The sequence below is a fragment of the Streptomyces sp. NPDC051987 genome (assembly GCF_040680735.1).
Lineage (GTDB): Bacteria > Actinomycetota > Actinomycetes > Streptomycetales > Streptomycetaceae > Streptomyces.
Window position 1 is genome coordinate 52002 of the sequence record NZ_JBFAXI010000025.1, and the last position, 22818, is coordinate 74819.

27 protein-coding genes and 1 pseudogene are annotated in these 22818 nt (G+C 72.8%); 22 read left to right on the forward strand and 6 right to left on the reverse strand.

Annotated features, from left to right (window positions below):
• Positions 1–251: 251 nt before the first annotated feature.
• The 3 genes from AB0M11_RS16135 to AB0M11_RS16145 all read left to right on the forward strand — a co-directional run bounded on the left by AB0M11_RS16135 (position 252) and on the right by AB0M11_RS16145 (position 2857).
• Positions 252–1226, forward strand: a complete 975-nt coding sequence (locus AB0M11_RS16135) for an ABC transporter ATP-binding protein (protein ID WP_365705810.1) — start codon at positions 252–254, stop codon at positions 1224–1226.
• 94 nt (positions 1227–1320) lie between these two features.
• On the forward strand, positions 1321–2148 hold the full coding sequence (locus AB0M11_RS16140; protein ID WP_365705711.1) for an ABC transporter permease: 828 nt from the start codon (positions 1321–1323) through the stop codon (positions 2146–2148).
• Positions 2149–2182: 34 nt separating this feature from the next.
• Complete coding sequence (locus tag AB0M11_RS16145; RefSeq protein WP_365705713.1) at positions 2183–2857, forward strand: AAA family ATPase; 675 nt, start codon at positions 2183–2185, stop codon at positions 2855–2857.
• 63 nt (positions 2858–2920) lie between these two features.
• On the opposite strand, the gene ybaK is transcribed toward AB0M11_RS16145, so the two are convergent.
• The 5 genes and pseudogenes from ybaK to AB0M11_RS16170 all read right to left on the reverse strand — a co-directional run bounded on the left by ybaK (position 2921) and on the right by AB0M11_RS16170 (position 7050).
• Positions 2921–3427 carry a Cys-tRNA(Pro) deacylase gene (ybaK, locus tag AB0M11_RS16150; protein ID WP_365705715.1) on the reverse strand — a complete coding sequence of 169 codons (507 nt, stop codon included), beginning with the start codon at positions 3425–3427 and terminating at the stop codon, positions 2921–2923.
• 17 nt (positions 3428–3444) lie between these two features.
• A complete protein-coding gene (locus tag AB0M11_RS16155) occupies positions 3445–4185 on the reverse strand; it encodes an LON peptidase substrate-binding domain-containing protein (protein ID WP_365705717.1) in 741 nt (246 codons plus the stop codon).
• A gap of 11 nt (positions 4186–4196) precedes the next feature.
• Positions 4197–5249: a hypothetical protein gene (locus tag AB0M11_RS16160; RefSeq protein WP_365705719.1), complete on the reverse strand. Its 1053-nt coding sequence runs from the start codon at positions 5247–5249 to the stop codon at positions 4197–4199.
• 108 nt (positions 5250–5357) lie between these two features.
• Positions 5358–5444, reverse strand: a pseudogene (locus AB0M11_RS16165) (pentapeptide repeat-containing protein); the annotation flags it as partial.
• A gap of 28 nt (positions 5445–5472) precedes the next feature.
• Entirely contained in the window at positions 5473–7050 is a 1578-nt protein-coding gene (locus tag AB0M11_RS16170; protein WP_365705721.1) for an oxidoreductase, read from the reverse strand.
• A gap of 201 nt (positions 7051–7251) precedes the next feature.
• Between AB0M11_RS16170 and hisD the strand changes: the two genes are divergently transcribed.
• From hisD to hisF, 8 genes are read left to right on the forward strand one after another with little or no spacing between them, the layout of a single operon-like run.
• A complete protein-coding gene (gene hisD, locus AB0M11_RS16175) occupies positions 7252–8577 on the forward strand; it encodes a histidinol dehydrogenase (RefSeq protein WP_365705723.1) in 1326 nt (441 codons plus the stop codon).
• A complete protein-coding gene (locus tag AB0M11_RS16180) occupies positions 8574–9680 on the forward strand; it encodes a histidinol-phosphate transaminase (protein WP_365705725.1) in 1107 nt (368 codons plus the stop codon). Before hisD ends, AB0M11_RS16180 begins: the two co-directional genes overlap by 4 nt.
• Positions 9677–10270 carry an imidazoleglycerol-phosphate dehydratase HisB gene (gene hisB / locus AB0M11_RS16185; protein WP_365705727.1) on the forward strand — a complete coding sequence of 198 codons (594 nt, stop codon included), beginning with the start codon at positions 9677–9679 and terminating at the stop codon, positions 10268–10270. Before AB0M11_RS16180 ends, hisB begins: the two co-directional genes overlap by 4 nt.
• Before the next feature lie 3 nt (positions 10271–10273).
• Positions 10274–10438 carry a hypothetical protein gene (locus AB0M11_RS16190; protein WP_365705729.1) on the forward strand — a complete coding sequence of 55 codons (165 nt, stop codon included), beginning with the start codon at positions 10274–10276 and terminating at the stop codon, positions 10436–10438.
• On the forward strand, positions 10429–11079 hold the full coding sequence (gene hisH, locus AB0M11_RS16195) for an imidazole glycerol phosphate synthase subunit HisH (protein ID WP_365705731.1): 651 nt from the start codon (positions 10429–10431) through the stop codon (positions 11077–11079). Before AB0M11_RS16190 ends, hisH begins: the two co-directional genes overlap by 10 nt.
• Positions 11076–11801 (forward strand): bifunctional 1-(5-phosphoribosyl)-5-((5-phosphoribosylamino)methylideneamino)imidazole-4-carboxamide isomerase/phosphoribosylanthranilate isomerase PriA, encoded by a 726-nt coding sequence (gene priA / locus AB0M11_RS16200; protein ID WP_365705733.1) that lies wholly within the window; start codon positions 11076–11078, stop codon positions 11799–11801. Before hisH ends, priA begins: the two co-directional genes overlap by 4 nt.
• Positions 11798–12202 carry a RidA family protein gene (locus tag AB0M11_RS16205; protein WP_365705736.1) on the forward strand — a complete coding sequence of 135 codons (405 nt, stop codon included), beginning with the start codon at positions 11798–11800 and terminating at the stop codon, positions 12200–12202. The genes priA and AB0M11_RS16205 overlap by 4 nt, the downstream gene beginning before the upstream one ends.
• Positions 12199–12954 carry an imidazole glycerol phosphate synthase subunit HisF gene (gene hisF, locus AB0M11_RS16210; protein ID WP_365705742.1) on the forward strand — a complete coding sequence of 252 codons (756 nt, stop codon included), beginning with the start codon at positions 12199–12201 and terminating at the stop codon, positions 12952–12954. The genes AB0M11_RS16205 and hisF overlap by 4 nt, the downstream gene beginning before the upstream one ends.
• A 22-nt stretch (positions 12955–12976) precedes the next feature.
• On the opposite strand, the gene AB0M11_RS16215 is transcribed toward hisF, so the two are convergent.
• Positions 12977–13612, reverse strand: coding sequence for a TIGR03085 family metal-binding protein (locus tag AB0M11_RS16215; RefSeq protein ID WP_365705744.1), 636 nt, complete (start codon positions 13610–13612; stop codon positions 12977–12979).
• A gap of 73 nt (positions 13613–13685) precedes the next feature.
• Here AB0M11_RS16215 and hisI point away from each other — a divergent pair, with 73 nt between their 5' ends.
• From hisI to lgt, 11 genes are all read left to right on the forward strand, one after another.
• Positions 13686–14108: a phosphoribosyl-AMP cyclohydrolase gene (gene hisI, locus AB0M11_RS16220; protein ID WP_365705812.1), complete on the forward strand. Its 423-nt coding sequence runs from the start codon at positions 13686–13688 to the stop codon at positions 14106–14108.
• Positions 14109–14119: 11 nt separating this feature from the next.
• Entirely contained in the window at positions 14120–15628 is a 1509-nt protein-coding gene (locus AB0M11_RS16225) for an anthranilate synthase component I (RefSeq protein ID WP_365705746.1), read from the forward strand.
• A 51-nt stretch (positions 15629–15679) separates the two neighbouring features.
• Positions 15680–16324 carry a TIGR02234 family membrane protein gene (locus tag AB0M11_RS16230; protein ID WP_365705748.1) on the forward strand — a complete coding sequence of 215 codons (645 nt, stop codon included), beginning with the start codon at positions 15680–15682 and terminating at the stop codon, positions 16322–16324.
• 244 nt (positions 16325–16568) lie between these two features.
• Positions 16569–16832, forward strand: coding sequence for an HGxxPAAW family protein (locus tag AB0M11_RS16235; protein WP_365705750.1), 264 nt, complete (start codon positions 16569–16571; stop codon positions 16830–16832).
• Between the two features lie 76 nt (positions 16833–16908).
• Entirely contained in the window at positions 16909–17358 is a 450-nt protein-coding gene (locus AB0M11_RS16240) for a DUF2752 domain-containing protein (RefSeq protein ID WP_365705752.1), read from the forward strand.
• A 138-nt stretch (positions 17359–17496) separates the two neighbouring features.
• Positions 17497–18306 (forward strand): indole-3-glycerol phosphate synthase TrpC, encoded by an 810-nt coding sequence (gene trpC / locus AB0M11_RS16245; RefSeq protein WP_365705754.1) that lies wholly within the window; start codon positions 17497–17499, stop codon positions 18304–18306.
• 21 nt (positions 18307–18327) lie between these two features.
• Positions 18328–18498, forward strand: a complete 171-nt coding sequence (locus AB0M11_RS16250; RefSeq protein WP_365705756.1) for a hypothetical protein — start codon at positions 18328–18330, stop codon at positions 18496–18498.
• 136 nt (positions 18499–18634) lie between these two features.
• The gene (gene trpB / locus AB0M11_RS16255) at positions 18635–19918 is read left to right on the forward strand and encodes a tryptophan synthase subunit beta (RefSeq protein WP_365705758.1); all 1284 of its coding nucleotides are present in this window, start codon (positions 18635–18637) and stop codon (positions 19916–19918) included.
• Positions 19915–20733 carry a tryptophan synthase subunit alpha gene (gene trpA, locus AB0M11_RS16260; RefSeq protein ID WP_365705760.1) on the forward strand — a complete coding sequence of 273 codons (819 nt, stop codon included), beginning with the start codon at positions 19915–19917 and terminating at the stop codon, positions 20731–20733. The genes trpB and trpA overlap by 4 nt, the downstream gene beginning before the upstream one ends.
• A 104-nt stretch (positions 20734–20837) precedes the next feature.
• Complete coding sequence (locus AB0M11_RS16265) at positions 20838–21614, forward strand: thioredoxin domain-containing protein (protein WP_365705762.1); 777 nt, start codon at positions 20838–20840, stop codon at positions 21612–21614.
• Positions 21615–21706: 92 nt separating this feature from the next.
• The gene (gene lgt / locus AB0M11_RS16270; RefSeq protein WP_365705764.1) at positions 21707–22699 is read left to right on the forward strand and encodes a prolipoprotein diacylglyceryl transferase; all 993 of its coding nucleotides are present in this window, start codon (positions 21707–21709) and stop codon (positions 22697–22699) included.
• Positions 22700–22818: the final 119 nt, after the last annotated feature.

Consider the following 22818-nt stretch of genomic DNA (forward strand, 5'->3'; position numbering starts at 1 on the left):
GACGAGGAGGGGCGGCGAGGGGCGGCCGGGGAGCGGCGGGCGGTGCGTCGGCGACTGCGGGCCGGTGGGGCTGCTCGCGCCCGCACGGCGCGCCGCATGTCCGACGCGGCCCCGCGCCCCCGCGGGGCGCGTCGGTCCTCACGGGTTCGCATGGCCGGGCGCCCCAAAGGCGAGTAAACGGGGGTGACCCCGTACCCTCGTGCTTTGTGAGTACGGGCGTGGGTCAGGCACTTCGGCGGCAGAGCGATGTCGTGTGCGCGGTGCGCGGGCTGACCAAGACCTACGCCGCGGTCAAAGGACGGCGCGGCGCCCCCGCGGTGCCCGCGGTACGGGCCACCGACGGGGTGGAGCTCGATGTCCGGCGCGGCGAGATCTTCGGACTGCTCGGGCCGAACGGGGCGGGCAAGTCGACGCTCGTCCGGCAGCTGACCGGCCTGCTGCGGCCCGACGCGGGCAGCGTCGAGATCCTCGGGCACGACATCGTGCGGCACCCGGAGCGGGCGGCGCGGATCCTCGCCTACCTCGGACAGGAGTCCAGCGCCCTCGACGAGCTGACCGTGTCCCTCGCCGCCGAGACCACCGGGCGGCTGCGCGGACTGGACGTACGGCAGGCCCGCACCGAGCGCGACGCCGTGCTGGAGGAGCTGGGCCTGACGCCGATCGCCGGGCGGGCGCTCAAGAAGCTCTCCGGCGGACAGCGGCGGCTCGCCTGTTTCGCCGCCGCGCTGGTCGGGGAGCGGCCGCTGCTCGTGCTCGACGAGCCGACGACCGGCATGGACCCCGTCGCCCGCCGGGCCGTGTGGGCCGCCGTCGACCGGCGGCGGGCCGAGCGGGGGGCCACCGTGGTGCTGGTCACCCACAACGTCATCGAGGCCGAGACGGTCCTCGACCGGGTCGCCGTCCTCGACCAGGGCCGGGTCATCGCCTGCGACACCCCGGCGCGGCTCAAGGAAGGCGTCGCCGACGAGGTGCGGGTCGAACTGGTGTGGCGGGAGCAGGCGCCGCTGGACGTGCCCGAGGTGGCCGCCCTGCGGGAGCGTGCCCTGGAGTCCGGCCGGCGCTGGACGCTGCGGCTCGCGCCCGAGGAGGCGCGTGCCGCCGTCGCCACGGTGACCGGCGGGGCCGCTTTCGCCGCCCTCGACGACTTCACCCTCGCCACCCCCAGCCTGGAAGACGTCTACCTGGCGCTGGGCGGCGCCGCACGGCAGGGGCTGGTGAAGGCGTGAGGGCGGACGTGAACAGGACGGCGGCCGGGCGCGTACCGGAAGACGCGGCAGCGGTCCGGGCCGCAGGCGCCGCACGGAAAGGGAGCAGCGCGACATGAGTGTCGTACCCGCTGACGTTCTGCCGGGCGGTGCCCTGGCCGTGGAGGAGACCGCGTCGGGCGGCCCGGTGGCGGAGCTGGGCCCGCGGGCGCGGCTGTGGCCGGCGCTGGCGGCCGTCTACCGGGCGCAGCTGTCCCGGGCCCGGGTGGCCCGGATCCCGCTGCTGTTCGTCGCCACCTTCCAGTCCGTCGGCATCATGATCATGATGCGCGGGGTGGTGGACTCGCGGGGCGAGGCGCAGTCCGTGGTGGCGGGCTCGTCGGTGGTCGTGGTGGCCTTCGTGGCGCTGAACCTGCTCGCGCAGTACTTCGGACAGCTGCGGGCGAGCGGCGGGCTCGACCACTACGCCACGCTGCCCGTGCCGCCGGCCTCGGTGGTGCTCGGGGCGGCCGCGGCCTACGCCTCCTTCACCGTGCCGGGGACGCTGGTGACGGCCGTCTTCGGCTGCGTGCTCTTCGGGCTGCCGCTCGGGAACCTGTGGATCCTCCTCGCCGTGATCCCGCTCGCGGGGGCGGCCCTGGCGGGGCTCGGCGCGGCCTGCGGACTGCTCGCGCCGCGCCCCGAACTCGCCACGCTCCTCGGTCAGCTCGGCATGTCGGCGGCGCTGCTGCTCGGAGTGCTGCCGCCGGACCGGATGCCGGAGATCATCCGGTTCGCCCGCGACCTGCTGCCCTCCACGTACGGTGTCGAGGCCTACGCCCGCACCTTCGGGACGCGGCCCGACTGGGCCGTCGTCCTCGCTGACCTGGGCGTGTGCGCGGGGGTGGGGGTCGTCTCCCTGGCCGTCGCCACCCTGGCGTACCGCAGGGCCGCCGTCCGGTGACGCGCCCCACAGGCCGACCTGGCACGATGGCATCGTGACCGCACCGCTGACGCCGCCTCCGCCGCCGCACGACCAGTCCTCGCACCAGGCCTGGCAGGCACCGCCGCCTGCGGGGGAGGCCGCGGAGGAGCACCGACAGCACGGCGAGTACGGACAGGACGGTCCCGGGATGAAGACCGAGCTGCGCGAGGGCGCCGTGATCGCCGTCGCGGTGGCGGTGAGCGGGGTGCTGCTCGGGCTGCTGTGGCTGTGGCTGGCACCGCATGTGCCGCTGGTGGGGGACGAGTCCGGCAAGAGCTGGGCGGTCTACCTCAAGGACAGCGAGGGGGAGCAGGCGGCAGGGGTGGACGGAACGTTCACCCTGCTGGCGCTGGCCTTCGGCGCGGTGAGCGCGGCTGGCGTGTTCGCGTGGCGGCGGCGCGGCGGTGTGCCGCTGGTGGTGGCGCTGGGCGTCGGGGGCCTGCTCGGCTCTCTGCTGGCCTGGCGGCTCGGGGTGTGGCTGGGGCCGGAGCAGGATGTGATCGCCCACGCGAAGGCTGTGGGCAAGGGGGTGACGTTCTCGGCGCCGCTGAAGCTCGGGGCGAAGGGGGCGTTGCTCGCGTGGCCGCTGGCGGCGTTGCTGGTGCATCTGGGGCTGACGGCGCTGTTCGGTCCGCGCGACCCCGAGCCGCCGTACGAGGACGGCCCGTACGCCGCTCCACCGGCCTAGGCAACCCCGCCCCGGGGGCTGCCGCCCCCGGCCCCCCCGCATCGCGGAGACGTCGTCCAGAGGTCACGCACGCCCGATGGGGGCCAGGGTCGCGTTCGTGAGGGTGGCCAGGTCGGCCGGGGCGAGTTCCACCTCCAGGCCGCGGCGGCCCGCCGAGACGCAGATCGTGGGGTGGCCCGAGGCCGACGCGTCCAGGACAGTGGGAAGTCTCTTGCGCTGGCCCAGTGGGGAGATGCCGCCGCGGACATAACCCGTGGTGCGCTCGGCCAGGGCCGGGTCGGCCATCGCCGCGCGTTTGCCGCCGACCGCCGTGGCCAGGGCCTTGAGGTCCAGCGTGCCGGCCACCGGGACGACCGCCACCGTGAGCGCGCCGTCGACGTCCGCGACCAGGGTCTTGAAGACACGCTCGGGCGACACCCCCATCGCCTCCGCCGCCTCCTCGCCGTAGGACGGGTGGGCCGGGTCGTGGTCGTAGGAGTGGACCGTGAAGTCCACCCCCGCGGTGGTCAGGGCCACCGTCGCCGGGGTGCCGCCGCCCCCGGACTGCTGCTTCTTCGGCTTCTTCGCCATGCCAGGAAGACCCCTGCTCAGTTCAGACTCGTCGGCGCCCGCGTCAGCTCCGCCGCGGGCAGTGACGGCAGGTTACGGATGATCGCCGTCTCCGAGCGAAGGAGTTTCAGCTCGTCACGGAGGCGGGAGGCGGTGTCCGGGGCCTGGAGCAGGCGCTGTTTGGTGGGGGTGTCGTGCATCAGCGCGGCCGCGACCAGATAGGAGACCACGGACGGCTCGTCGGGGAGGTCGACACCGGTGGAGAGCGATCTCTCCCGCGCTCCCGCCAGTCGCTTCTGGTACTGGCGGAAGGCCCGCAGGACGCCCTCGGCCAGCGCCCCGGCCTCGTCGCCCTGTTCCTCCGGCAGCTCCTCCAGCTCCGCCGTGAGGAAGGGTCCCGACGCGTCCACGGAGAGCAGCCGCACCCGGGTCGTCCCGGTCGCCAGCACCTCGAACGTGCCGTTCGCCCGCTCCCGGATCGTCGCCGCGTCCGCCACACAGCCCACCCGGTGGAAGGACCTGAGCGGCTCGGGCCCGAAGCCGGCCGCCGGGCCCCGCTCGGGCTGGGCCGTCGGATCGGGCATGCCGGGTGCGCTCGGTGCCACCTCGTGGCCGTCGCGGATGGCCACGACGGCGAACCGGCGTGGTTCTTCCTCGGGCGTCTTCAGCAGGTCGCGCATCATGGCGCGATAGCGCTCCTCGAAGACGTTCAGCGGCAGCACCAGCCCCGGGAACAGCACCGAGTTCAGCGGGAAGAGGGGGAGACGGACGGTGGTCACGGCGCCACAGCCTAGTGGTCATCGGCGAGAACATGTCCGCCGTGCTCGGTCGGTGGGCGTCCCGCGGCCTGGGGCGAGGGGATCAGGACCACCGCGGGCGGCGGTTCCGCACCGGCCAGCAGGTGGTCGCGCAGGCGTACGAAATGGCCCAGCGGATCGTCGGAGATCCGGTCCCAGGGGAAGGACGTGACGTACGGGCCGATCAGCCGCGCCTGGGTGCGGGCGGCCTCCCAGCGTTCCAGCCGGACCAGCAGGTACATCAGCTTGTTGCGGACCTCGGCCGGCCAGGGATCGGCCGCCGTGAACCGCGCGGACAGGGCGATCGCCCGGTCGGCCGCCGCGTCCAGGCGGGCCCGCGGCACCTCGGGGCCGCAGCCGTCGGTGAGGTAGGCGAAGGCCGCGCGGGCGGGCAGGGCCTGGACCAGGGAGTCCGGCGGCGCGTCCTGCGCGGCCAGGTCGGCGAAGTCGAAGCGCTCGCGGTGCGAGCCGTGCCAGTACGTGCCCAGGTAGCGCATCGCCGCCACATGACAGCCGTAGTGGTGCGGGGCGCGGCGGACCGCGGCCTCCCACAGCTCCTCGAAGTACTTGTGGCCGGCGTTCGTCCCGCGCGCGTGGTCGAGCGCGATCCGCCACGGCACCGGGTCCCGGTCGTCGCCGCGCGCGGCCGCCGTGATCAGGGGGCTGAGCGGGCGCAGCAGTTCCGCGCGGGCGGGGGAGTCCCAGGCGTGGTCCACCGCGAGCTGCGCCTGGACCACCAGCAGGTCCGGGTCGTGCGGGGCGGCCGCGGCCCAGTGGTCGAGCCACTCGGTGCGGGAGCGGGCGAAGAGGGCGAGCCGGCGGACGTAGCGGTCCCGCTCCTCCCACTCGGCCGCGCTCCGGGTGCCGGCCAGCAGCCCCGCGGCGGGGACGTACTCGCCCCGGCCGGCCCCGACCAGCGCGGGAGCGAGCCGTTCGTCGGGCGCGTCGAGGAACACCTCGTCGTCGGCCGGAAGCGGTCCGGCGGCGGGAGGCGGGACGGTCGTTGCCCTCCGTGCGGAACGGAAGAGCGCGCGCAGCGAACCCATGGCGTCGACCATTGAAAGTCCGCAGGTCGGGGCAGCGCCAGACGGTATGACCAATTCCATGAAAGTTGTACGGGCGATGGTCAAGGACGAGTAAAAGGTGACTGTTGTTCATCTGTTCGGTTCCAGTCGGCGAGCACTGCCGTCGGCCCCTGCCCCGCGGAGATCGGCCCCGCGGAGATCGGCCCCGCGGAAGTCGGCCCTGCGGAAGTCGGCCCCGCGGAAGTCAGCCCCGCCGCAGCAGCCGCGTCGCCCCCGCCGCCACCGTCGTCGCCAGGATCCAGCCCAGCAGGATCATCACCGCCGCCGCCCACTGCCAGCCGCCGGTGAGCCGCCACTGGCCGGCCTGGCCCAGGTCGATCACCGGGAGCAGCAGGTCCAGGACGAACAGCGCCGGATCCCACACCGGGTGACCGCCGGAGTCCATCGGCGGATGCGGCGCGTGCGTGAACGCGAGCGTGCCCGCCGCCCACAGCACCGCCATCCAGACCGCGGCCCGGCCCGGCCGGTAGCCGTAGGCCACCGTCAGGTCCTGCGCGTACCCCCAGAGCTTGGCGGCCAGCGGCAGGGTCTCGCGGCGCCGCCGCTGCTTGGCGAGCAGCACCTCGCGCGCGTCCTCGTCCTCGCCGGCGGCCCGCAGCACGGCCGCGAGCCGCTCGTACGGCTCCGGGTTGTACTCGGCGGTCGCCGCCGCCACCCACTCCAGGCGCCGGGTCAGCGGGAAGGGCCCCTGCGGGACCAGGTTCTCGTAGACGAACCCGCCCATGTGCAAACGCCCCGGCCCCGGCCAGCTGACCGACCGGTCGACCAGGTTGGTGGTCCGGGCACCCGACAGCAGCACCCCGCCGAGCTGTGGCTCCTCGCCGAGGAACCGCAGCTCCGGCGTCTGCACCCGGCGCAGCGACAGGTTCTGGTCGTCGGTGAGGACGAACCGTGCCCGCTCCAGGTCCACCGCGTCCCCGAACCGCCCGTCGTCCAGCCGGACCCCGCCCCGGCACTCGAAGCGCTGGATCCGCGTTCCGCGCGCCGGGGTCGTCCCGCTCTGCCAGGGTCCGCCCACCCCGGCCGGGGTCAGGTAGAGGGTCCGGCCCACGGTCAGCTGGGGCGCGTTCAGCGCGAACCGGCCCTCGGGATTGCGCAGCCGCGCCCCGCGCAGGCTCAGCGAGGCGCCCACCTTGGCGCCGCGCAGGCTCAGCTCCCCGTGCGACTCCAGGAGCTCCGCCTGTAAGTCCTGGCCGACGGTCAGACCGTCCGCCGCGATCGACCGCCCGCTGCGGTCGCGGTACACCACCGCCTGGTTCAGCAGCAGATCGGTGCCGATGTGCGCGTCGGTCAGCCGGACCCCGCCGAGGAAACGGCAGCGCGGCAGGTGCAGGTCGCCCTCCGTGTGCACCCGGGCCGCCTCCAGGCGGGGGGCCGCGCAGTCCACGAACCGCACGGTCGTGAAGTACGCCTCCGGCAGCAGTATCTCGTCGTCGAACCGGCAGCCGCGCAGCTCCACGTACGGCTTGACCGTGCCGCCCGCCAGGTCCAGCGTGCCGGTGACGCGGACGCCGGAGAGCTTCAGCGAGGACACCCGGCCGGCCAGCGCCGGCGGCCCGTCGAGCAGCAGCCAGCAGACGATCCGCGCCCGCACGGTCCGCTCCGGCCCCCACGGGTGGCCGCCGTGCGGGTCGTCCACACGCGGGTCGCCGCTGCTCAGGTCGTACACACTGCCGTTGCGGAACGCCTGCCACATACCGGCCTCGGCCGCGGTCAGATCGTCCGGCAGGTCCCCGTCCCGGACGCCGTCCCCCTCGGTCACGGCAATTCCTTCTTCCTCAACTACTCGTCAGTCGTGGTCGGTACCACCGGTGATGCCCGGTGGGTCATGCCTCGAACACACAAAGTGAAGGTCGTCTTCCGGGTTTCCGGTCAGGCTATGTGCCGGCCGTCGGTCCCCGGTCTGTATCAGCCATTGATACGTGCGGACGGGCCCCGAGTGCCGTCTGAGAGAATTGATTCCGTGATCTCTCGAATCGATCTGCGCGGCGACGCCCTTCCCGAGGGCCCCGCCCTGCGCGACCTGCTGCCCCGAGCCGACTTCGACGTCTCGGCCGCCCTGGAGAAGGTGCGCCCGATCTGCGAGGCCGTGCATCATCGGGGCGACGCGGCGCTGATCGACTTCGCCGAGAAGTTCGACGGGGTGGCTCTGGAGCAGGTGCGGGTCCCGGCCGAGGCCCTGGCCAAGGCACTGGCCGAGCTCGACCCGGCCGTGCGCGCGGCCCTGGAGGAGTCCATCAGGCGGGCCCGTCTCGTCCACCGCGAGCAGCGTCGCACCACCCACACCACCCAGGTCGTGCCGGGCGGCTCCGTGACCGAGAAGTGGGTGCCCGTGGAGCGCGTCGGGCTGTACGCGCCCGGCGGCCGGTCGGTCTACCCGTCCTCCGTGATCATGAACGTGGTGCCCGCCCAGGAGGCCGGCGTCCCGTCCGTCGCCCTCGCCTCACCGGCCCAGGCCGAGTTCGGCGGCCTCCCGCACCCGACGATCCTCGCCGCCTGCGCCCTGCTCGGCGTCGACGAGGTCTACGCCGCCGGTGGCGCCACCGCCGTCGCGATGTTCGCGTACGGCACCGAGTCGTGCCCGCCCGCCGCCATGGTGACCGGCCCCGGCAACATCTGGGTGGCCGCCGCCAAGCGCTACTTCACCGGCAGGATCGGCATCGACGCGGAGGCCGGGCCGACCGAGATCGCGGTGCTCGCGGACGCCACCGCCGACCCGGTGCACGTCGCCGCCGACCTGATCAGCCAGGCCGAGCACGACCCGCTGGCCGCCGCCGTGCTGGTCACCGACTCGGTGGAGCTGGCGGACGCGGTCGAGAAGGAGCTCGAACCGCAGGTCGCGGCCACCCGGCACGTCGAGGACCGGATCGTGCCCGCCCTGAGGGGCCGGCAGTCCGCGATCGTCCTGGTCGACGGGGTCGAGGAGGGCCTGAGGGTCGTCGACGCGTACGGCGCCGAGCACCTGGAGATCCAGACGGCCGACGCCGCCGCCGTGGCCGACCGGGTGAAGAACGCGGGCGCGGTCTTCATCGGACCCTGGGCGCCGGTCTCCCTCGGCGACTACGCCGCCGGGTCCAACCACGTGCTGCCCACCGGCGGCTGCGCCTGCCACTCCTCCGGGCTGTCCGTCCAGTCCTTCCTGCGCGGCATCCACATCGTCGACTACACGAAGGACGCGCTGGCCGAGGTCGCGCACCACGTGGTCACGCTGGCGGAGGCGGAGGACCTGCCCGCGCACGGCGCGGCGATCAAGGCGAGGTTCGGCTGGAAGGTACCCGAAGGCAAGTGACAGGCATCGACGATCTCCCCGTCCGGGACGAGCTGCGCGGCAAGTCCCCCTACGGTGCGCCCCAACTGGACGTCCCGGTACGGCTGAACACCAACGAGAACCCGTACCCGCTGCCCGAACCGCTGGTCGAGCGGATCACGGAGCGGGTGCGCGAGGCCGCCCGCGACCTCAACCGCTACCCCGACCGGGACGCGGCCCAGCTCCGCACCGAGCTGGCGAAGTACCTGACGCGGACCGGCGGCCACCCGCTCTCCGCCGCGAACGTGTGGGCGGCCAACGGCTCCAACGAGGTCATCCAGCAGCTGCTGCAGACCTTCGGCGGGCCGGGCCGCAGCGCGATCGGCTTCGAACCGTCGTACTCGATGCACCCGCTCATCTCGCGCGGCACCGGCACCCGCTGGATCTCCGGCCCGCGCAACGACGACTTCACCCTCGACGTCGAGGCGGCCTCGGCGGCCGTCGCCGCGCACCAGCCCGACGTCGTCTTCATCACCACCCCCAACAACCCCACCGGCAACGCGGTCCCGGCCGGGACGGTCCTCGCGCTCTACGAGGCCGCCCAGGCGGCCAAGCCCTCGATCGTCGTCGTGGACGAGGCCTACGTCGAGTTCAGCCACGGCGCCTCGCTGCTGCCGCTGCTCGAAGGCCGGCCGCATCTCGTCGTCTCCCGGACCATGTCGAAGGCCTTCGGCGCGGCCGGCCTGCGCCTCGGCTACCTCGCCGCGCACCCCGCGGTGGTCGACGCCGTCCAGCTGGTACGGCTGCCGTACCACCTGTCGGCGGTCACCCAGGCGACCGCGCTGGCCGCCCTGGAGCACACCGACACGCTGCTGAAGTACGTGGAGCAACTGAAGGCCGAGCGGGACCGGCTGGTCTCCGAGCTGCGCGCGGCGGGCCTCGACGTCACCGAGTCCGACGCCAACTTCGTGCAGTTCGGGCGGTTCCGGGACCCGCACGCCGTGTGGCAGAAGATCCTCGACCGGGGAGTCCTCGTCCGGGACAACGGCGTGCCCGGGTACCTGCGGGTCTCCGCCGGAACCCCCGAAGAGAACGACGCGTTCCTCGACGCGGTCCGTGAAGTCACGAAGGAGTTGGACGCATGACCCGCGTAGGGCGCGTGGAGCGCACCACCAAGGAGACCGCGGTCCTCGTCGAGATCGACCTCGACGGCACCGGCAGGACCGACATCGCCACCGGCGTCGGCTTCTACGACCACATGCTCGACCAGCTCGGCCGGCACGGTCTGTTCGACCTCACCGTGAAGACCGACGGCGACCTGCACATCGACTCGCACCACACCATCGAGGACACCGCCCTCGCCCTCGGCGCCGCCTTCAGGCAGGCCCTCGGCGACAAGGTCGGCATCTACCGCTTCGGCAACTGCACGGTCCCGCTGGACGAGTCCCTCGCCCAGGTGACGGTCGACCTCTCCGGCCGCCCGTACCTCGTGCACACCGAGCCGGAGAACATGGCGCCGATGATCGGCGAGTACGACACCACCATGACCCGGCACATCCTGGAGTCCTTCGTCGCGCAGGCGCAGGTCGCCCTGCACGTGCACGTGCCGTACGGGCGCAACGCGCACCACATCGTGGAGTGCCAGTTCAAGGCGCTTGCGCGGGCGCTGCGCTACGCCTCCGAGCGCGACCCGCGCGCGGCCGGCATCCTCCCCTCGACGAAGGGCGCGCTGTAAGCGATGAACGGCCTCTCGACCCTACTGATCGTCGTCGGACTCTTCCTGGTCGGCGGCATCGTCTCCTTCGTCAAGCAGAAGATGCCCGCCAGCCTGATCGTGCTGCTCTCGATCGGTGCCGCGATGTGCCTGGTGGCGGGCGTCATGAGGCTGGAGGTGTGGAATTGAGCGGATCCGCGAAGAAGGTCGTCGTCTTCGACTACGGCTTCGGCAACGTCCGGTCCGCCGAGCGCGCCCTCGCCCGTACCGGGGCCGACGTCGAGATCACCCGCGACTTCGACCGGGCCATGAACGCGGACGGCCTGCTGGTGCCCGGTGTCGGCGCCTTCGCCGCCTGCATGGAGGGCCTGCGCGGGGCGCGCGGCGACTGGATCATCGACCGCCGGCTGTCCGGCGGGCGGCCGGTGATGGGCATCTGCGTCGGCATGCAGATCCTGTTCGCCCGCGGCATCGAGCACGGCGTGGAGACCGAGGGCCTCGACGAGTGGCCCGGCTCGGTCGAGCCGCTGCAGGCCGAGATCGTCCCCCACATGGGCTGGAACACCGTGGACGTGCCGGCCGGCTCCGAGCTGTTCGCCGGCCTGGACGCCGACGCACGCTTCTACTTCGTGCACTCCTACGCCGTCCACGACTGGACCCTGGAGACGCACAACGCCGCCATGCACGCCCCCAAGGTGACCTGGTCGACGCACGGCAAGCCGTTCGTGGCCGCCGTGGAGAACGGCGCCCTGTGGGCCACCCAGTTCCACCCCGAGAAGTCCGGCGACGCCGGCGCCCAGCTCCTCACCAACTGGATCGGAACACTGTGAGCATGCTCGAACTCCTCCCCGCCGTCGACGTCCGCGACGGCCAGGCCGTCCGCCTCGTGCACGGCGAGTCGGGCACCGAGACCTCCTACGGCTCCCCCCTGGAGGCCGCCCTCGCCTGGCAGCGGTCGGGCGCCGAGTGGCTGCACCTGGTCGACCTGGACGCGGCGTTCGGCACCGGCGACAACCGGGCGCTGGTCGCCGAGGTCACCGGGGCGATGGACATCAAGGTCGAGCTGTCCGGCGGCATCCGCGACGACGCCACCCTGGCCGCGGCCCTCGCCACCGGCTGCACCCGGGTCAACCTCGGCACGGCCGCCCTGGAGACCCCGGAGTGGGTCGCCAAGGTCATCGCCGAGCACGGCGACAGGATCGCCGTCGGCCTGGACGTGCGCGGTACGACCCTCAGGGGCCGCGGCTGGACCCGCGACGGCGGCGACCTCTACGAGACGCTCGCCCGCCTCGACAAGGAGGGCTGCGCCCGGTACGTCGTCACCGACATCGCCAAGGACGGCACCCTCCAGGGCCCGAACCTGGAGCTCCTGAAAAACGTGTGCGCGGCGACGGACCGGCCGGTCGTGGCCTCCGGCGGCGTGTCGTCGCTGGACGACCTCCGGGCCCTGGCCGAGCTGGTACCCCTCGGTGTCGAGGGCGCCATCGTCGGGAAGGCCCTGTACGCCAAGGCGTTCACCTTGGAAGAAGCTCTGGAGGCAGTGTCCCGATGACGTCACAGGCCGTACGGCGCGTGCAGAGCGGAAGCCCCTGGGAGGAGCCCTTCGGATTCGCCCGTGCCGTCGCGGCGGGCGACCTGGTGGTGGTGGGCGGTACGACGTCCTTCAAGGGCACCGTGCTGTACGGGGAGGGCGACCCCTACGAGCAGGCCAAGGTGGCCTTCGCCACCGCCCTGGAGGCGATCGCCGAGTTCGGGCTCGGACCCGAGTCCGTGATCCGCACCCGCCTGTTCCTGGCGCACGCGCGCGACATGGACGCGGTGGGACGCGCCCACAAGGAGGTCTTCGACCGGGTGCGCCCGGTGACCACGTTCGTCGTGGTGACCGGCTTCGTCGACCCGCGCATCCTGGTCGAGGCAGAGCTAGAGGCATACCGAGGAGCCGTGGATTCATGACCCTGGCGGTCCGAGTCATCCCCTGCCTGGACGTGGACGGCGGCCGGGTCGTCAAGGGCGTCAACTTCCAGAACCTGCGCGACGCGGGCGACCCGGTCGAGATGGCCAAGGTGTACGACGCGGAGGGCGCCGACGAACTGACCTTCCTGGACATCACCGCGTCCTCGGGCGACCGGGAGACCACCTACGACGTGGTGCGCCGCACGGCCGAGCAGGTCTTCATCCCGCTGACGGTGGGCGGCGGCGTCCGCACGGCGGAGGACGTCGACAAGCTGCTGCGTGCCGGCGCCGACAAGGTGGGCGTCAACACGGCGGCCATCGCCCGCCCGGACCTGATCCGCGAGATCGCGGAACGCTTCGGCCGCCAGGTCCTGGTCCTGTCGGTCGACGCCCGCCGCACCGAGTCGGGTTCCTTCGAGGTGACGACCCACGGCGGCCGCCGCGGCACCGGCATCGACGCGGTTGAGTGGGCCCACCGGGCCGCCGAGCTGGGCGCGGGCGAGATCCTGCTCAACTCGATGGACGCGGACGGCACCAAGGACGGCTACGACCTGGAGATGATCAGTGCCGTGCGCAAGCACGTCACCGTCCCGGTCATCGCCTCCGGCGGCGCCGGCGCCCTGTCCCACTTCCCGCCGGCCGTCACGGCGGGCGCGGACGCGGTCCTCGCCGCCTCCGTCTTCCACTTCGGCGACCTGAGGATCGGCGAGGTCAAGCAGACCCTGCGGGACGCGGGCCACCCGGTCCGCTGAAGGGCCCCGGCGCCGGGACTCCTCAGAGCCCCAGCGACCGGGACTCGTGCAGCTTGGCGATCGCGTTCTCGTCGCCCTCCACCTCCACCTTGGCCGTGCTCTGCCGACCGAAGGCGTACATCAGCAGCTCGGAGGGCTCCCCGGTCACCGTCACCACGGGGGCGCCGCGATGGGCGACCGCCGTCTGGCCGTCCGGGCGGCGCAGCACCAGGCCCGTCGGCACCCCCCGGCCGAGCAGCCGCGCGGTGCGCTCCAGACGGGACCACAGGGCGTCCTGGAAGACCGGGTCCAGCTCCCGCGGCGACCAGTCCGGCTGGGCCCGGCGGACGTCCTCGGCGTGCACGTAGAACTCGACCGTGTTCGCCGCCTCGTCCACCTGCTTGAGCTGGAACGGCGAGAACCGCGGCGGACCGGTGCGGATCAGCTGGATCAGCTCCTCGTACGGCTTCGCCGCGAACTCGGCCGTCACCTTCTCGAGGCGCGGCGCCAGCTGCTTGATCACGGTGCCCCCGGCCGCGTCCGGCCGGCGTTCGCGCACCACCACGTGCGCGGCCAGATCACGGGTCGTCCAGCCCTCGCAGAGGGTCGGTGCCTCGGGACCGGCGGTCTCCAAGAGGTCGGCGAGCAGAAGCCGTTCACGCTTGGCGAAGGTCGACATGGGATCAGCCTACGACCACACTCACCGTCCGGACAGTGGACACGGACCGTCACTGTCGGTGCCGCGCGGCACAATGGCACCCATGACCAGTTCGACCGGTACGACGGGCACGACCCCGTCCAGTGGCCTCGCCCCCGAGATCGCCGCCCGCCTCAAGCGCAGCGCCGACGGACTCCTCCCCGCCATCGCCCAGCAGTACGACACCGGCGAGGTGCTGATGCTCGGCTGGATGGACGACGAGGCGCTGCACCGGACCCTCACCACCGGCCGCTGCACCTACTGGTCGCGCAGCCGCCAGGAGTACTGGGTCAAGGGAGACACCTCCGGCCACCTCCAGTGGGTGAAGTCGGTCGCCCTCGACTGCGACGGCGACACCGTGCTGGTCAAGGTCGACCAGGTGGGCGCCGCCTGCCACACCGGCGACCGCACCTGCTTCGACGCCGACGTGCTCCTCGAGGACGGTGCCGGTTCCGGCGCCGCGGCCTCCGGTCAGTAAGGTCTGCCGCCATGGACCTCGAGACCTTCCGCAAGCTCGCGACCGACCGGCGTGTCATCCCGGTCACCCGCAAGCTCCTCGCCGACGGCGACACCCCGGTCGCGCTCTACCGCAAGCTCGCCGCCGAGCGCCCCGGCACCTTCCTGCTGGAGTCCGCCGAGAACGGCCGCACGGCGTACCAGTGGTCTCGCTACTCCTTCGTGGGCGTCCGCTCCGCCGCCACCCTCACCGCCCGCGACGGCCAGGCCCACTGGCTCGGCACCCCGCCCGTCGGCGTGCCCGTCGACGGCGACCCGCTGGCCGCCCTGCGCGCCACCATCGAGGCCCTGCACACTCCGCACACCCAGGACCTGCCCCCCTTCACCGGCGGCATGGTCGGCTACCTCGGCTACGACATCGTGCGCCGCCTGGAGAAGATCGGCCCGGGGGAGCGCGACGACCTCCGGCTCCCCGAGCTGACCATGCTCCTCACCAGCGACCTCGCCGTCATGGACCACTGGGAGGGCTCGGTCCTGTTGATCGCCAACGCGATCAACCACAACGACCTCGCCACCGGCGTCGACGAGGCCCACGCCGACGCCGTGGCCCGGCTGGACGCGATGGAGGCGGACCTGTCCCGCCCGGTCGCCCAGCCGCCCGCCGTCCTGCCGCCCTCAGAGCTCCCCGAGTACACCGCGCTGTGGGGCGGCCCCGACTTCCAGGTGGCCGTCGAGGACATCAAGGAGCGCATCCGCGCGGGCGAGGCCTTCCAGGTCGTCCCCTCCCAGCGCTTCGAGACCCCGTGCACGGCCAGCGCGCTGGACGTCTACCGGGTCCTCAGGGCCACCAACCCCTCGCCGTACATGTACCTCTTCCGCTTCGACGGCTTCGACGTCGTGGGATCCAGCCCGGAGGCCCTGGTTAAGGTCGAGGACGGGCAGGCCATGGTGCACCCCATCGCCGGCACCCGGCCGCGCGGGGCCACCCCGCAGGAGGACCAGGCCCTCGCCGAGGAGCTGATGGCCGACCCCAAGGAGCGCGCCGAGCACCTGATGCTCGTCGACCTCGGGCGCAACGACCTGGGGCGAGTCTGCGAGCCCGGCTCCGTCGAGGTCGTCGACTTCATGTCCGTCGAGCGGTACTCGCACGTCATGCACATCGTCTCCACGGTCACCGGGAAGGTCGCCGAGGGCCGCACCGCCTTCGACGTCCTCACCGCCTGCTTCCCCGCCGGCACCCTCTCCGGCGCACCCAAGCCCCGCGCGATGCAGATCATCGACGAGCTGGAGCCGTCACGTCGGGGCCTGTACGGCGGCTGTGTCGGCTACCTCGACTTCGCCGGCGACTCCGACACCGCCATCGCCATCCGCACCGCCCTGCTCCGGGACGGCACGGCGTACGTCCAGGCGGGCGCGGGCGTCGTCGCCGACTCCGACCCGGTCGCCGAGGACCAGGAGTGCCGCAACAAGGCCGCGGCGGTCCTGCGGGCCGTGCACACGGCCAACAGACTGGGCGAGAAGGCCGACAGAGCGGGCGAGTAGGGCGCTCGTCACCCCACCCCGGGTGACCGTTCGCCGCGGGTTCAGGCGATAGTGGAGTACGTGACTGCTGTTCCTCACTCCCGTTCCGAAGCCGGCGAACCCGCCCGGTCCGGCCGCCGCAGCCTCGCTGTGGCGCTGCTGTTCGGCGCGCTCGGCGCGGCCGTGGCCCTGCTGGCCAGCCGGCAGCGCTGGGCGGAGGGCACCGCCACGGTGGCCGGTGGCGCCTTCCCGCTGACCGCCAGGGGCAGCGACGTCACGGGCGTCCCCGCGGCCCTCGCCATAGTGGGCCTCGCCGCGCTCGTCGCCGTCTTCGCCGTCCGCAGGGCCGGCCGCCTCCTGGTCTCAGGGCTCCTCGCCCTCTCCGGCGCGGGCATCGCCGCCGCCGCCCTGCTGGGCGCGTCCGACGGCTCCGCGCTCGACGACAAGGCCGCCGAGGCCAGCGGGGACACCTCCGCCACCGTGGACGCGCTCAGCCACACGGGCTGGCCGTACGTCGCCGCGGCCGGAGGCGTGCTCATCCTGGTCGCCGGGCTTCTGGCGCTGCGCTACGGCCGGCTGTGGCCCGCCATGTCCGGCCGCTACGAGCGCGGCACCGGGGCGGGGCGGCCGCGCCGGGCGCCGAAGCCGGTGGATCCGGACCGGCCCGAGGACATCTGGAAGGCGCTGGACCGGGGCGAGGACCCGACCGGCGCGTGACGCTTCGCTGGAGGCGCCGTTGCGGGTCGTCGGCGGGCTGACGGCCGGTGGGGCTGGGCGCGCACTTCCCCGCGCGCCTTCCGGGGCGCTTCAGCCGACGGGGATGTCTCAGTCGATGTGGCGAATCAGACGCCACCCCAGCTCCTGGGACGGGTGTGGGTACGGGACAATGGGGGACGAGCGTCCGGAAGGACACGTACGAGCTCGGGCCCGTACGACACGTACCAGTAACGAGGAGCAAGTCATGGCGGGCAGCAGCCACGGTCACACCCCGGCCGCCTGGACCGGCGTCACCATCGCCTTCATCGGTTTCTGCGTCGCGGGCGCCTTCATGGTGATGGCGCAGCCGGTGGGTTTCTGGGCGGGCATGGTGATCGTGCTCCTCGGCGGTGTCGTCGGCATGATCATGCGCTCGATGGGCCTCGGCCAGCCGAAGCAGAGCGGCGCGCTCGCCTACACCACCGGCGCCCCGGCCACCACCCGCGAGCCGGCCGCTGCCGAGAGCTGATCCGCACCGCTTCCCGAGGGGCGCCCCGAGCCGTCGGGGCGCCCCTCGGGCGCGTGCGCGGGCCGCAGGGGGCACAATGCGAGGCGTGAACGCCGACAGCCACAGCGTGGCCGCCCCGCCGGTGCCGCCCTCCCTCCGGGGCCGGCTGGCCGTGCCCGTCTCCGTGCTCGGCGCGGTCGTCGCGGCCTTCGCCTACGTCGGCACCGTCGACCCCAACCAGCCCGGCCACTATCCGGTCTGCCCGCTGTACCGGTTCACCGGCCTGTACTGCCCCGGCTGCGGCGGCCTGCGCAGCGCGCACGCGTTCGTGCACGGCGACTTCCTGGCCGCGCTGCGCGACAACGCGGCGGGCGTGCTCGCCTACGTGGCCTTCGCCGTGGTGTGGACCGTCTGGGTGGCGCGCGCGGTGCGCGGGCGGCCCGCCAGGATCGTGCTCAGGCCCGCGCAGGCATGGAGCCTGGGCGTGCTGCTTCTGGTCTTCACCATTGTCCGGAACCTGCCCTTCGGTGGCTGGTTGCATCCTTGATCAAGTGGTGAACGTCCAGGTACTGGGACCGGCGTCCGCTGGATGCGGGGCCTGTGCCGTCCTGCGGATACCATCGATGTGACCATGGGTTGTGACCCGACTGGAAGAACCGCCCGGAACCGGAAGGGGACCGCTCGCGTGAGTGTGCTCGACGAGATCATCGACGGAGTCCGTGCCGACCTCGCGGAGCGGCAGGCGCGCGTCAGCCTCGACGAGCTGAAGGAGCGCGCGGCGAAGGCACCGGCCGCCAAGGACGGCGTGGCCGCACTGCGCGGCGAGGGCGTCAAGGTCATCTGCGAGGTGAAGCGCTCCAGCCCCTCCAAGGGCGCGCTGGCCGCGATCGCCGACCCGGCGGGGCTCGCCGCGGACTACGAGGCGGGCGGCGCGGCCGTCATCTCCGTCCTGACCGAACAGCGCCGCTTCGGCGGCTCGCTGGCCGACCTGGAGGCGGTCCGGGCCCGCGTGGACATCCCGGTGCTGCGCAAGGACTTCATCGTCACGTCGTACCAGCTGTGGGAGGCCCGCGCGTACGGCGCCGATCTCGCGCTGCTGATCGTCGCCGCCCTCGACCAGCCGGCCCTGGAGTCGCTGATCGAGCGTGCCGAGTCCATCGGCCTCACCCCGCTCGTCGAGGTCCACGACGAGGACGAGGTCGAGCGCGCGGTGGACGCGGGCGCCAAGGTCATCGGCGTCAACGCGCGCAACCTGAAGACCCTGGAGGTCGACCGCGCCACCTTCGAGCGGGTCGCCCCCGAGATCCCCGACCGCGTCGTCAAGGTCGCCGAGTCCGGCGTGCGCGGCCCCCACGACCTGATCGCGTACGCCAACGCGGGCGCCGACGCGGTCCTGGTCGGCGAGTCCCTGGTGACGGGCCGTGACCCCAAGGCCGCGGTGGCCGACCTGGTGGCGGCGGGCGAACACCCCGCGCTCCGGCACGGCCGGGGCTGATCACCCGCTAGGCTGACCCCGATGACTCTCACGATGACGACGACAGTGGACCGGTACGCCCGCCTCGCGCGCGGCTGCCGGCCCCGTGGTTGCCGTGCGCCGGCCCGCCGGGTCCACGGCCGCCGGGTCCGCTACGTCATCGGCGACGAACCGGGACAGGTGAACGGCCGTCGATGGCAGCGCGCCCTCTAGGGGCGCGGGGCTGTCTCTGATTGTGCGACTCCGTCGCGTGGGCGCGACCAGCCACGACGGGCCCGCAGTCGACTGACCACCCCCCGCCCCACGGCGAGCAGTGTTTTTTCATCGGCACTCACCGTGAGGTTTCCGCATGCCCAGTGATTTCTTCTTCCCTGACCCCGCCGGCCAGGTGCCCAGCGCCGAGGGCTACTTCGGCGCCTTCGGCGGCAAGTTCATCCCGGAGGCCCTCGTCGCCGCCGTGGACGAGGTCGCCGTCGAGTACGACAAGGCCAAGCACGACCCGGAGTTCGCCCGCGAACTCGACGACCTCCTGGTCAACTACACCGGCCGCCCCAGCTCCCTGACCGAGGTCCCCCGCTTCGCGGAACACGCAGGCGGCGCCCGGATCTTCCTCAAGCGCGAGGACCTCAACCACACCGGCTCACACAAGATCAACAACGTGCTCGGCCAGGCCCTGCTCACCAAGCGCATGGGCAAGACCCGCGTGATCGCGGAGACCGGTGCAGGCCAGCACGGCGTGGCGACGGCCACCGCCTGCGCGCTGTTCGGCCTCGACTGCACCATCTACATGGGCGAGATCGACACCCGGCGCCAGGCCCTCAACGTGGCCCGGATGCGCATGCTCGGCGCCGAGGTCATCGCCGTGAAGTCGGGCAGCCGCACCCTCAAGGACGCCATCAACGAGGCGTTCCGCGACTGGGTGGCCAACGTCGACCACACCCACTACCTCTTCGGCACGGTCGCGGGCCCGCACCCCTTCCCGGCGATGGTCCGCGACTTCCACCGGGTCATCGGCGTCGAGGCCCGCCGCCAGCTCCTGGAGCGGGCCGGCCGGCTCCCCGACGCGGCGATCGCCTGCGTCGGCGGCGGCTCCAACGCCATCGGACTCTTCCACGCCTTCATCCCCGACGAGGGCGTCCGCCTCATCGGCTGCGAGCCGGCCGGCCACGGCATCGAGACGGGCGAGCACGCCGCCACCCTCACCGCCGGCGAGCCCGGCATCCTGCACGGCTCCCGGTCCTACGTCCTCCAGGACGACGAGGGCCAGATCACCGAGCCGTACTCGATCTCGGCCGGTCTGGACTACCCCGGCATCGGGCCGGAGCACTCCTACCTCAAGGACTCCGGCCGCGGCGAGTACCGCGCGGTCACCGACGACGCGGCCATGCAGGCCCTGCGCCTGCTCTCCCGCACCGAGGGCATCATCCCGGCCATCGAGAGCGCCCACGCCCTCGCCGGGGCCCTGGAGGTCGGCAGGGAGCTCGGCAAGGACGGCTTGATCGTCGTCAACCTGTCCGGGCGCGGCGACAAGGACATGGACACAGCCGCGCGCTACTTCGGGCTGTACGACGCCGACGCCGAGGTCGCCGCCGACGCCACCGCCACCGCCGAGATCGAGGGGGACGCCAAGTGAGCGGGAACATCCAGCTGCTGGACGAGACCCTGGCAGCCGCCAAGGCCGAAGGCCGCGCCGCGCTCATCGCCTACCTCCCGGCCGGGTTCCCGACGGTGGACGGCGGCATCGAGGCGGTCAAGGCGGTCCTGGACGGCGGCGCGGACGTCGTCGAGGTCGGGCTGCCGCACAGCGACCCGGTCCTGGACGGTCCGGTCATCCAGACCGCCGACGACATCGCCCTGCGCGGCGGCGTGAAGATCGCGGACGTCATGCGCACGGTCAGGGAGGCCCACGAGGCCACCGGCAAGCCGATCCTCGTCATGACGTACTGGAACCCGATCGACCGCTACGGCGTCGAGCGGTTCACCGCCGAACTCGCCGAGGCGGGCGGCGCGGGCTGCATCCTGCCCGACCTGCCGGTGCAGGAGTCCGCCCTCTGGAGGGAGCACGCCGAGAAGCACGGCCTCGCGACGGTCTTCGTCGTGGCGCCCAGCAGCAAGGACGAACGGCTCGCCACGATCACGGCGGCGGGCAGCGGGTTCGTCTACGCGGCCTCGCTGATGGGCGTCACCGGTACGCGCGAATCGGTCGGGGCGCAGGCCCAGACCCTGGTGGAGCGCACCCGGGCCACCGGCACCGGGCTGCCCGTCTGCGTCGGCCTCGGCGTGTCCAACGCGGCCCAGGCCGCCGAGGTCGCCGGCTTCGCCGACGGTGTGATCGTCGGTTCGGCCTTCGTGAAGCGGATGCTGGACGCGCCGGACCACGCGGCCGGCCTGGCGGCCGTCCTCGAACTCGCCGGGGACCTGGCGAAGGGCGTGCGCAGGCAGGCGTAGACCCGCAGGGGCTACCGCCGGACACAACGGAACCTACGGTCACTCGAACGGGTGGACCTGGGACCGGGGAGGCGCGGTGCGCCTCCCCGGTTCGTTCTGGGGGTGTGAGCGAGAAGAATCGTGACGGAAAGCGGATGGCCCGTGAGCGGCTGGCGGCCGAGCGTGAGAAGCAGCGGGCCGCCGACAAGCGACGGCGCGCGCTGATCGTGGGTGCGAGCGTCGTCTGCGTCCTGGGCCTGGCGGCGGTGGTCGGCGTGATCGCCGCGAACGCGGGCAAGGGCAAGAGCGGCGCGAGCTCCGGCCCGGTCGTGGCGCCCTCCGGCGCGCAGGGCAAGGACAGCCTCGCGATCCCGGTCGGCAAGGACGGCGCCAAGGCGACGCTCACCGTCTGGGAGGACTTCCGGTGCCCCGCCTGCCAGGCCTTCGAGACGGCGTACCGTCCCACGCTCCACGAGCTGGTCGACGCCGGCCTGCTGCGCGTCGAGTACCACCTGGTCACGCTGATCGACGGCAACCTCGGCGGCAGCGGCTCCCGCAACGCGGCCAACGCGGCGGCCTGCGCCCAGGACGCCGGGAAGTTCCGGGACTTCCACGACGTGCTGTACGAGAACCAGCCGAAGGAGACGGACGACGCGTTCGCGAGCAACGACAAGCTGATCGAGCTGGCCGGCAAGGTGCAGGGGCTGAACACGCCGGCCTTCCAGAAGTGCGTCAAGGACGGCACGCACACCTCCTGGGTGGTCAGATCCAACGAGGCCTTCCAGGCGGCGAAGTTCAACGGCACGCCGACCGTCCTGCTCGACGGCAAGAACATCTACCAGGACCAGACCATGACCCCGGACAAGCTGAAGCAGCTGGTCGAGGACGCGAACAAGCAGTAGGAGGGGGTAAGTGTTTCTCACGTCCCCGTTATGGAGCCGTAGCCGGGGTGGTTGCCGTCGGCCCGGTCCGGCACGGTAGCGTCGACCCTGCCATGGAAGAACTTGCCTACATCCCCAGCCCCTCGCGCGGAGTGATCCACCTCGGACCCATCCCGCTGCGCGGCTACGCGTTCTGCATCATCATCGGTGTCTTCGTAGCCGTCTGGCTCGGCAACAAACGCTGGATCGCCCGGGGCGGGCGGGCCGGCACCGTGGCCGACATCGCGGTCTGGGCCGTGCCGTTCGGCCTGGTCGGTGGGCGTCTGTACCACGTGATCACGGACTACGAGCTGTACTTCAGCGCGGGCCGCGACTGGGTCGACGCGTTCAAGGTCTGGCAGGGCGGCCTCGGCATCTGGGGCGCGATCGCGCTCGGTGCGGTCGGGGCCTGGATCGGGTGCCGGCGCCGGGGGATCCCGCTGCCGGCCTACGCCGACGCCATCGCTCCCGGCATCGCCTTCGCCCAGGCGATCGGCCGCTGGGGCAACTGGTTCAACCAGGAACTGTACGGCCGCGAGACGCACGTGCCGTGGGCGCTGCACATCACCTCCTCCGAGGGCGGCCGGATCCCGGGCTACTACCACCCGACCTTCCTCTACGAGTCGCTGTGGTGCATCGGCGTCGGCTTCCTCGTCATCTGGGCCGACCGCCGCTTCACGCTGGGCCACGGCCGGGCCTTCGCGCTGTACGTCGCCGCGTACTGCGTGGGCCGCGGCTGGATCGAGTACATGCGCGTCGACGACGCCCACCACATCCTCGGTCTGCGGCTGAACGACTGGACCGCGATGATCGTGTTCCTGCTCGCGGTGCTGTACATCGTGATCTCGGCGAAGAAGCGGCCGGGCCGGGAGACGGTGGTCGAACCGGGCGCCTCCGACGGGGAGGCCGACGGCGCCGAGGGTGCCGACGGCGTCGGGGAGGCCGGCGGCCAGGTCAAGACGACGGAAGGGGCGGAGGCCGAGGCCGCTTCCGAGCCCGACGCCTCCGACGGTGAGGCCGCCGACGAGGTCAAGGACGAGGCCGGGTCGGCGACCAAGAAGAGCTGACCTGCTGCGGTACGACGAAGAGGGCGCCCGGGATCGACCGGGCGCCCTCTTCGTGGGCGGCCGCCGGGGGTGCGGCGGGGCGGGCACCACCGGACAGCGCCGTCGTGGATCTCGCCGTC

Coding starts and splice junctions, on each gene's coding strand:
- AB0M11_RS16140 (WP_365705711.1), top strand. CDS start 1,321: ATGAGTGTCGTACCCGCTGACGTTCTGCCGGGCGGTGCCCTGGCCGTG.
- ybaK (WP_365705715.1), bottom strand. CDS start 3,427: ATGGCGAAGAAGCCGAAGAAGCAGCAGTCCGGGGGCGGCGGCACCCCG.
- AB0M11_RS16160 (WP_365705719.1), bottom strand. CDS start 5,249: ATGGGTTCGCTGCGCGCGCTCTTCCGTTCCGCACGGAGGGCAACGACC.
- hisB (WP_365705727.1), top strand. CDS start 9,677: ATGACCCGCGTAGGGCGCGTGGAGCGCACCACCAAGGAGACCGCGGTC.
- AB0M11_RS16190 (WP_365705729.1), top strand. CDS start 10,274: ATGAACGGCCTCTCGACCCTACTGATCGTCGTCGGACTCTTCCTGGTC.
- AB0M11_RS16205 (WP_365705736.1), top strand. CDS start 11,798: ATGACGTCACAGGCCGTACGGCGCGTGCAGAGCGGAAGCCCCTGGGAG.
- hisF (WP_365705742.1), top strand. CDS start 12,199: ATGACCCTGGCGGTCCGAGTCATCCCCTGCCTGGACGTGGACGGCGGC.
- AB0M11_RS16215 (WP_365705744.1), bottom strand. CDS start 13,612: ATGTCGACCTTCGCCAAGCGTGAACGGCTTCTGCTCGCCGACCTCTTG.
- hisI (WP_365705812.1), top strand. CDS start 13,686: ATGGCACCCATGACCAGTTCGACCGGTACGACGGGCACGACCCCGTCC.
- AB0M11_RS16225 (WP_365705746.1), top strand. CDS start 14,120: ATGGACCTCGAGACCTTCCGCAAGCTCGCGACCGACCGGCGTGTCATC.
- AB0M11_RS16235 (WP_365705750.1), top strand. CDS start 16,569: ATGGCGGGCAGCAGCCACGGTCACACCCCGGCCGCCTGGACCGGCGTC.
- AB0M11_RS16240 (WP_365705752.1), top strand. CDS start 16,909: ATGCGAGGCGTGAACGCCGACAGCCACAGCGTGGCCGCCCCGCCGGTG.
- AB0M11_RS16250 (WP_365705756.1), top strand. CDS start 18,328: ATGACTCTCACGATGACGACGACAGTGGACCGGTACGCCCGCCTCGCG.
- trpB (WP_365705758.1), top strand. CDS start 18,635: ATGCCCAGTGATTTCTTCTTCCCTGACCCCGCCGGCCAGGTGCCCAGC.
- lgt (WP_365705764.1), top strand. CDS start 21,707: ATGGAAGAACTTGCCTACATCCCCAGCCCCTCGCGCGGAGTGATCCAC.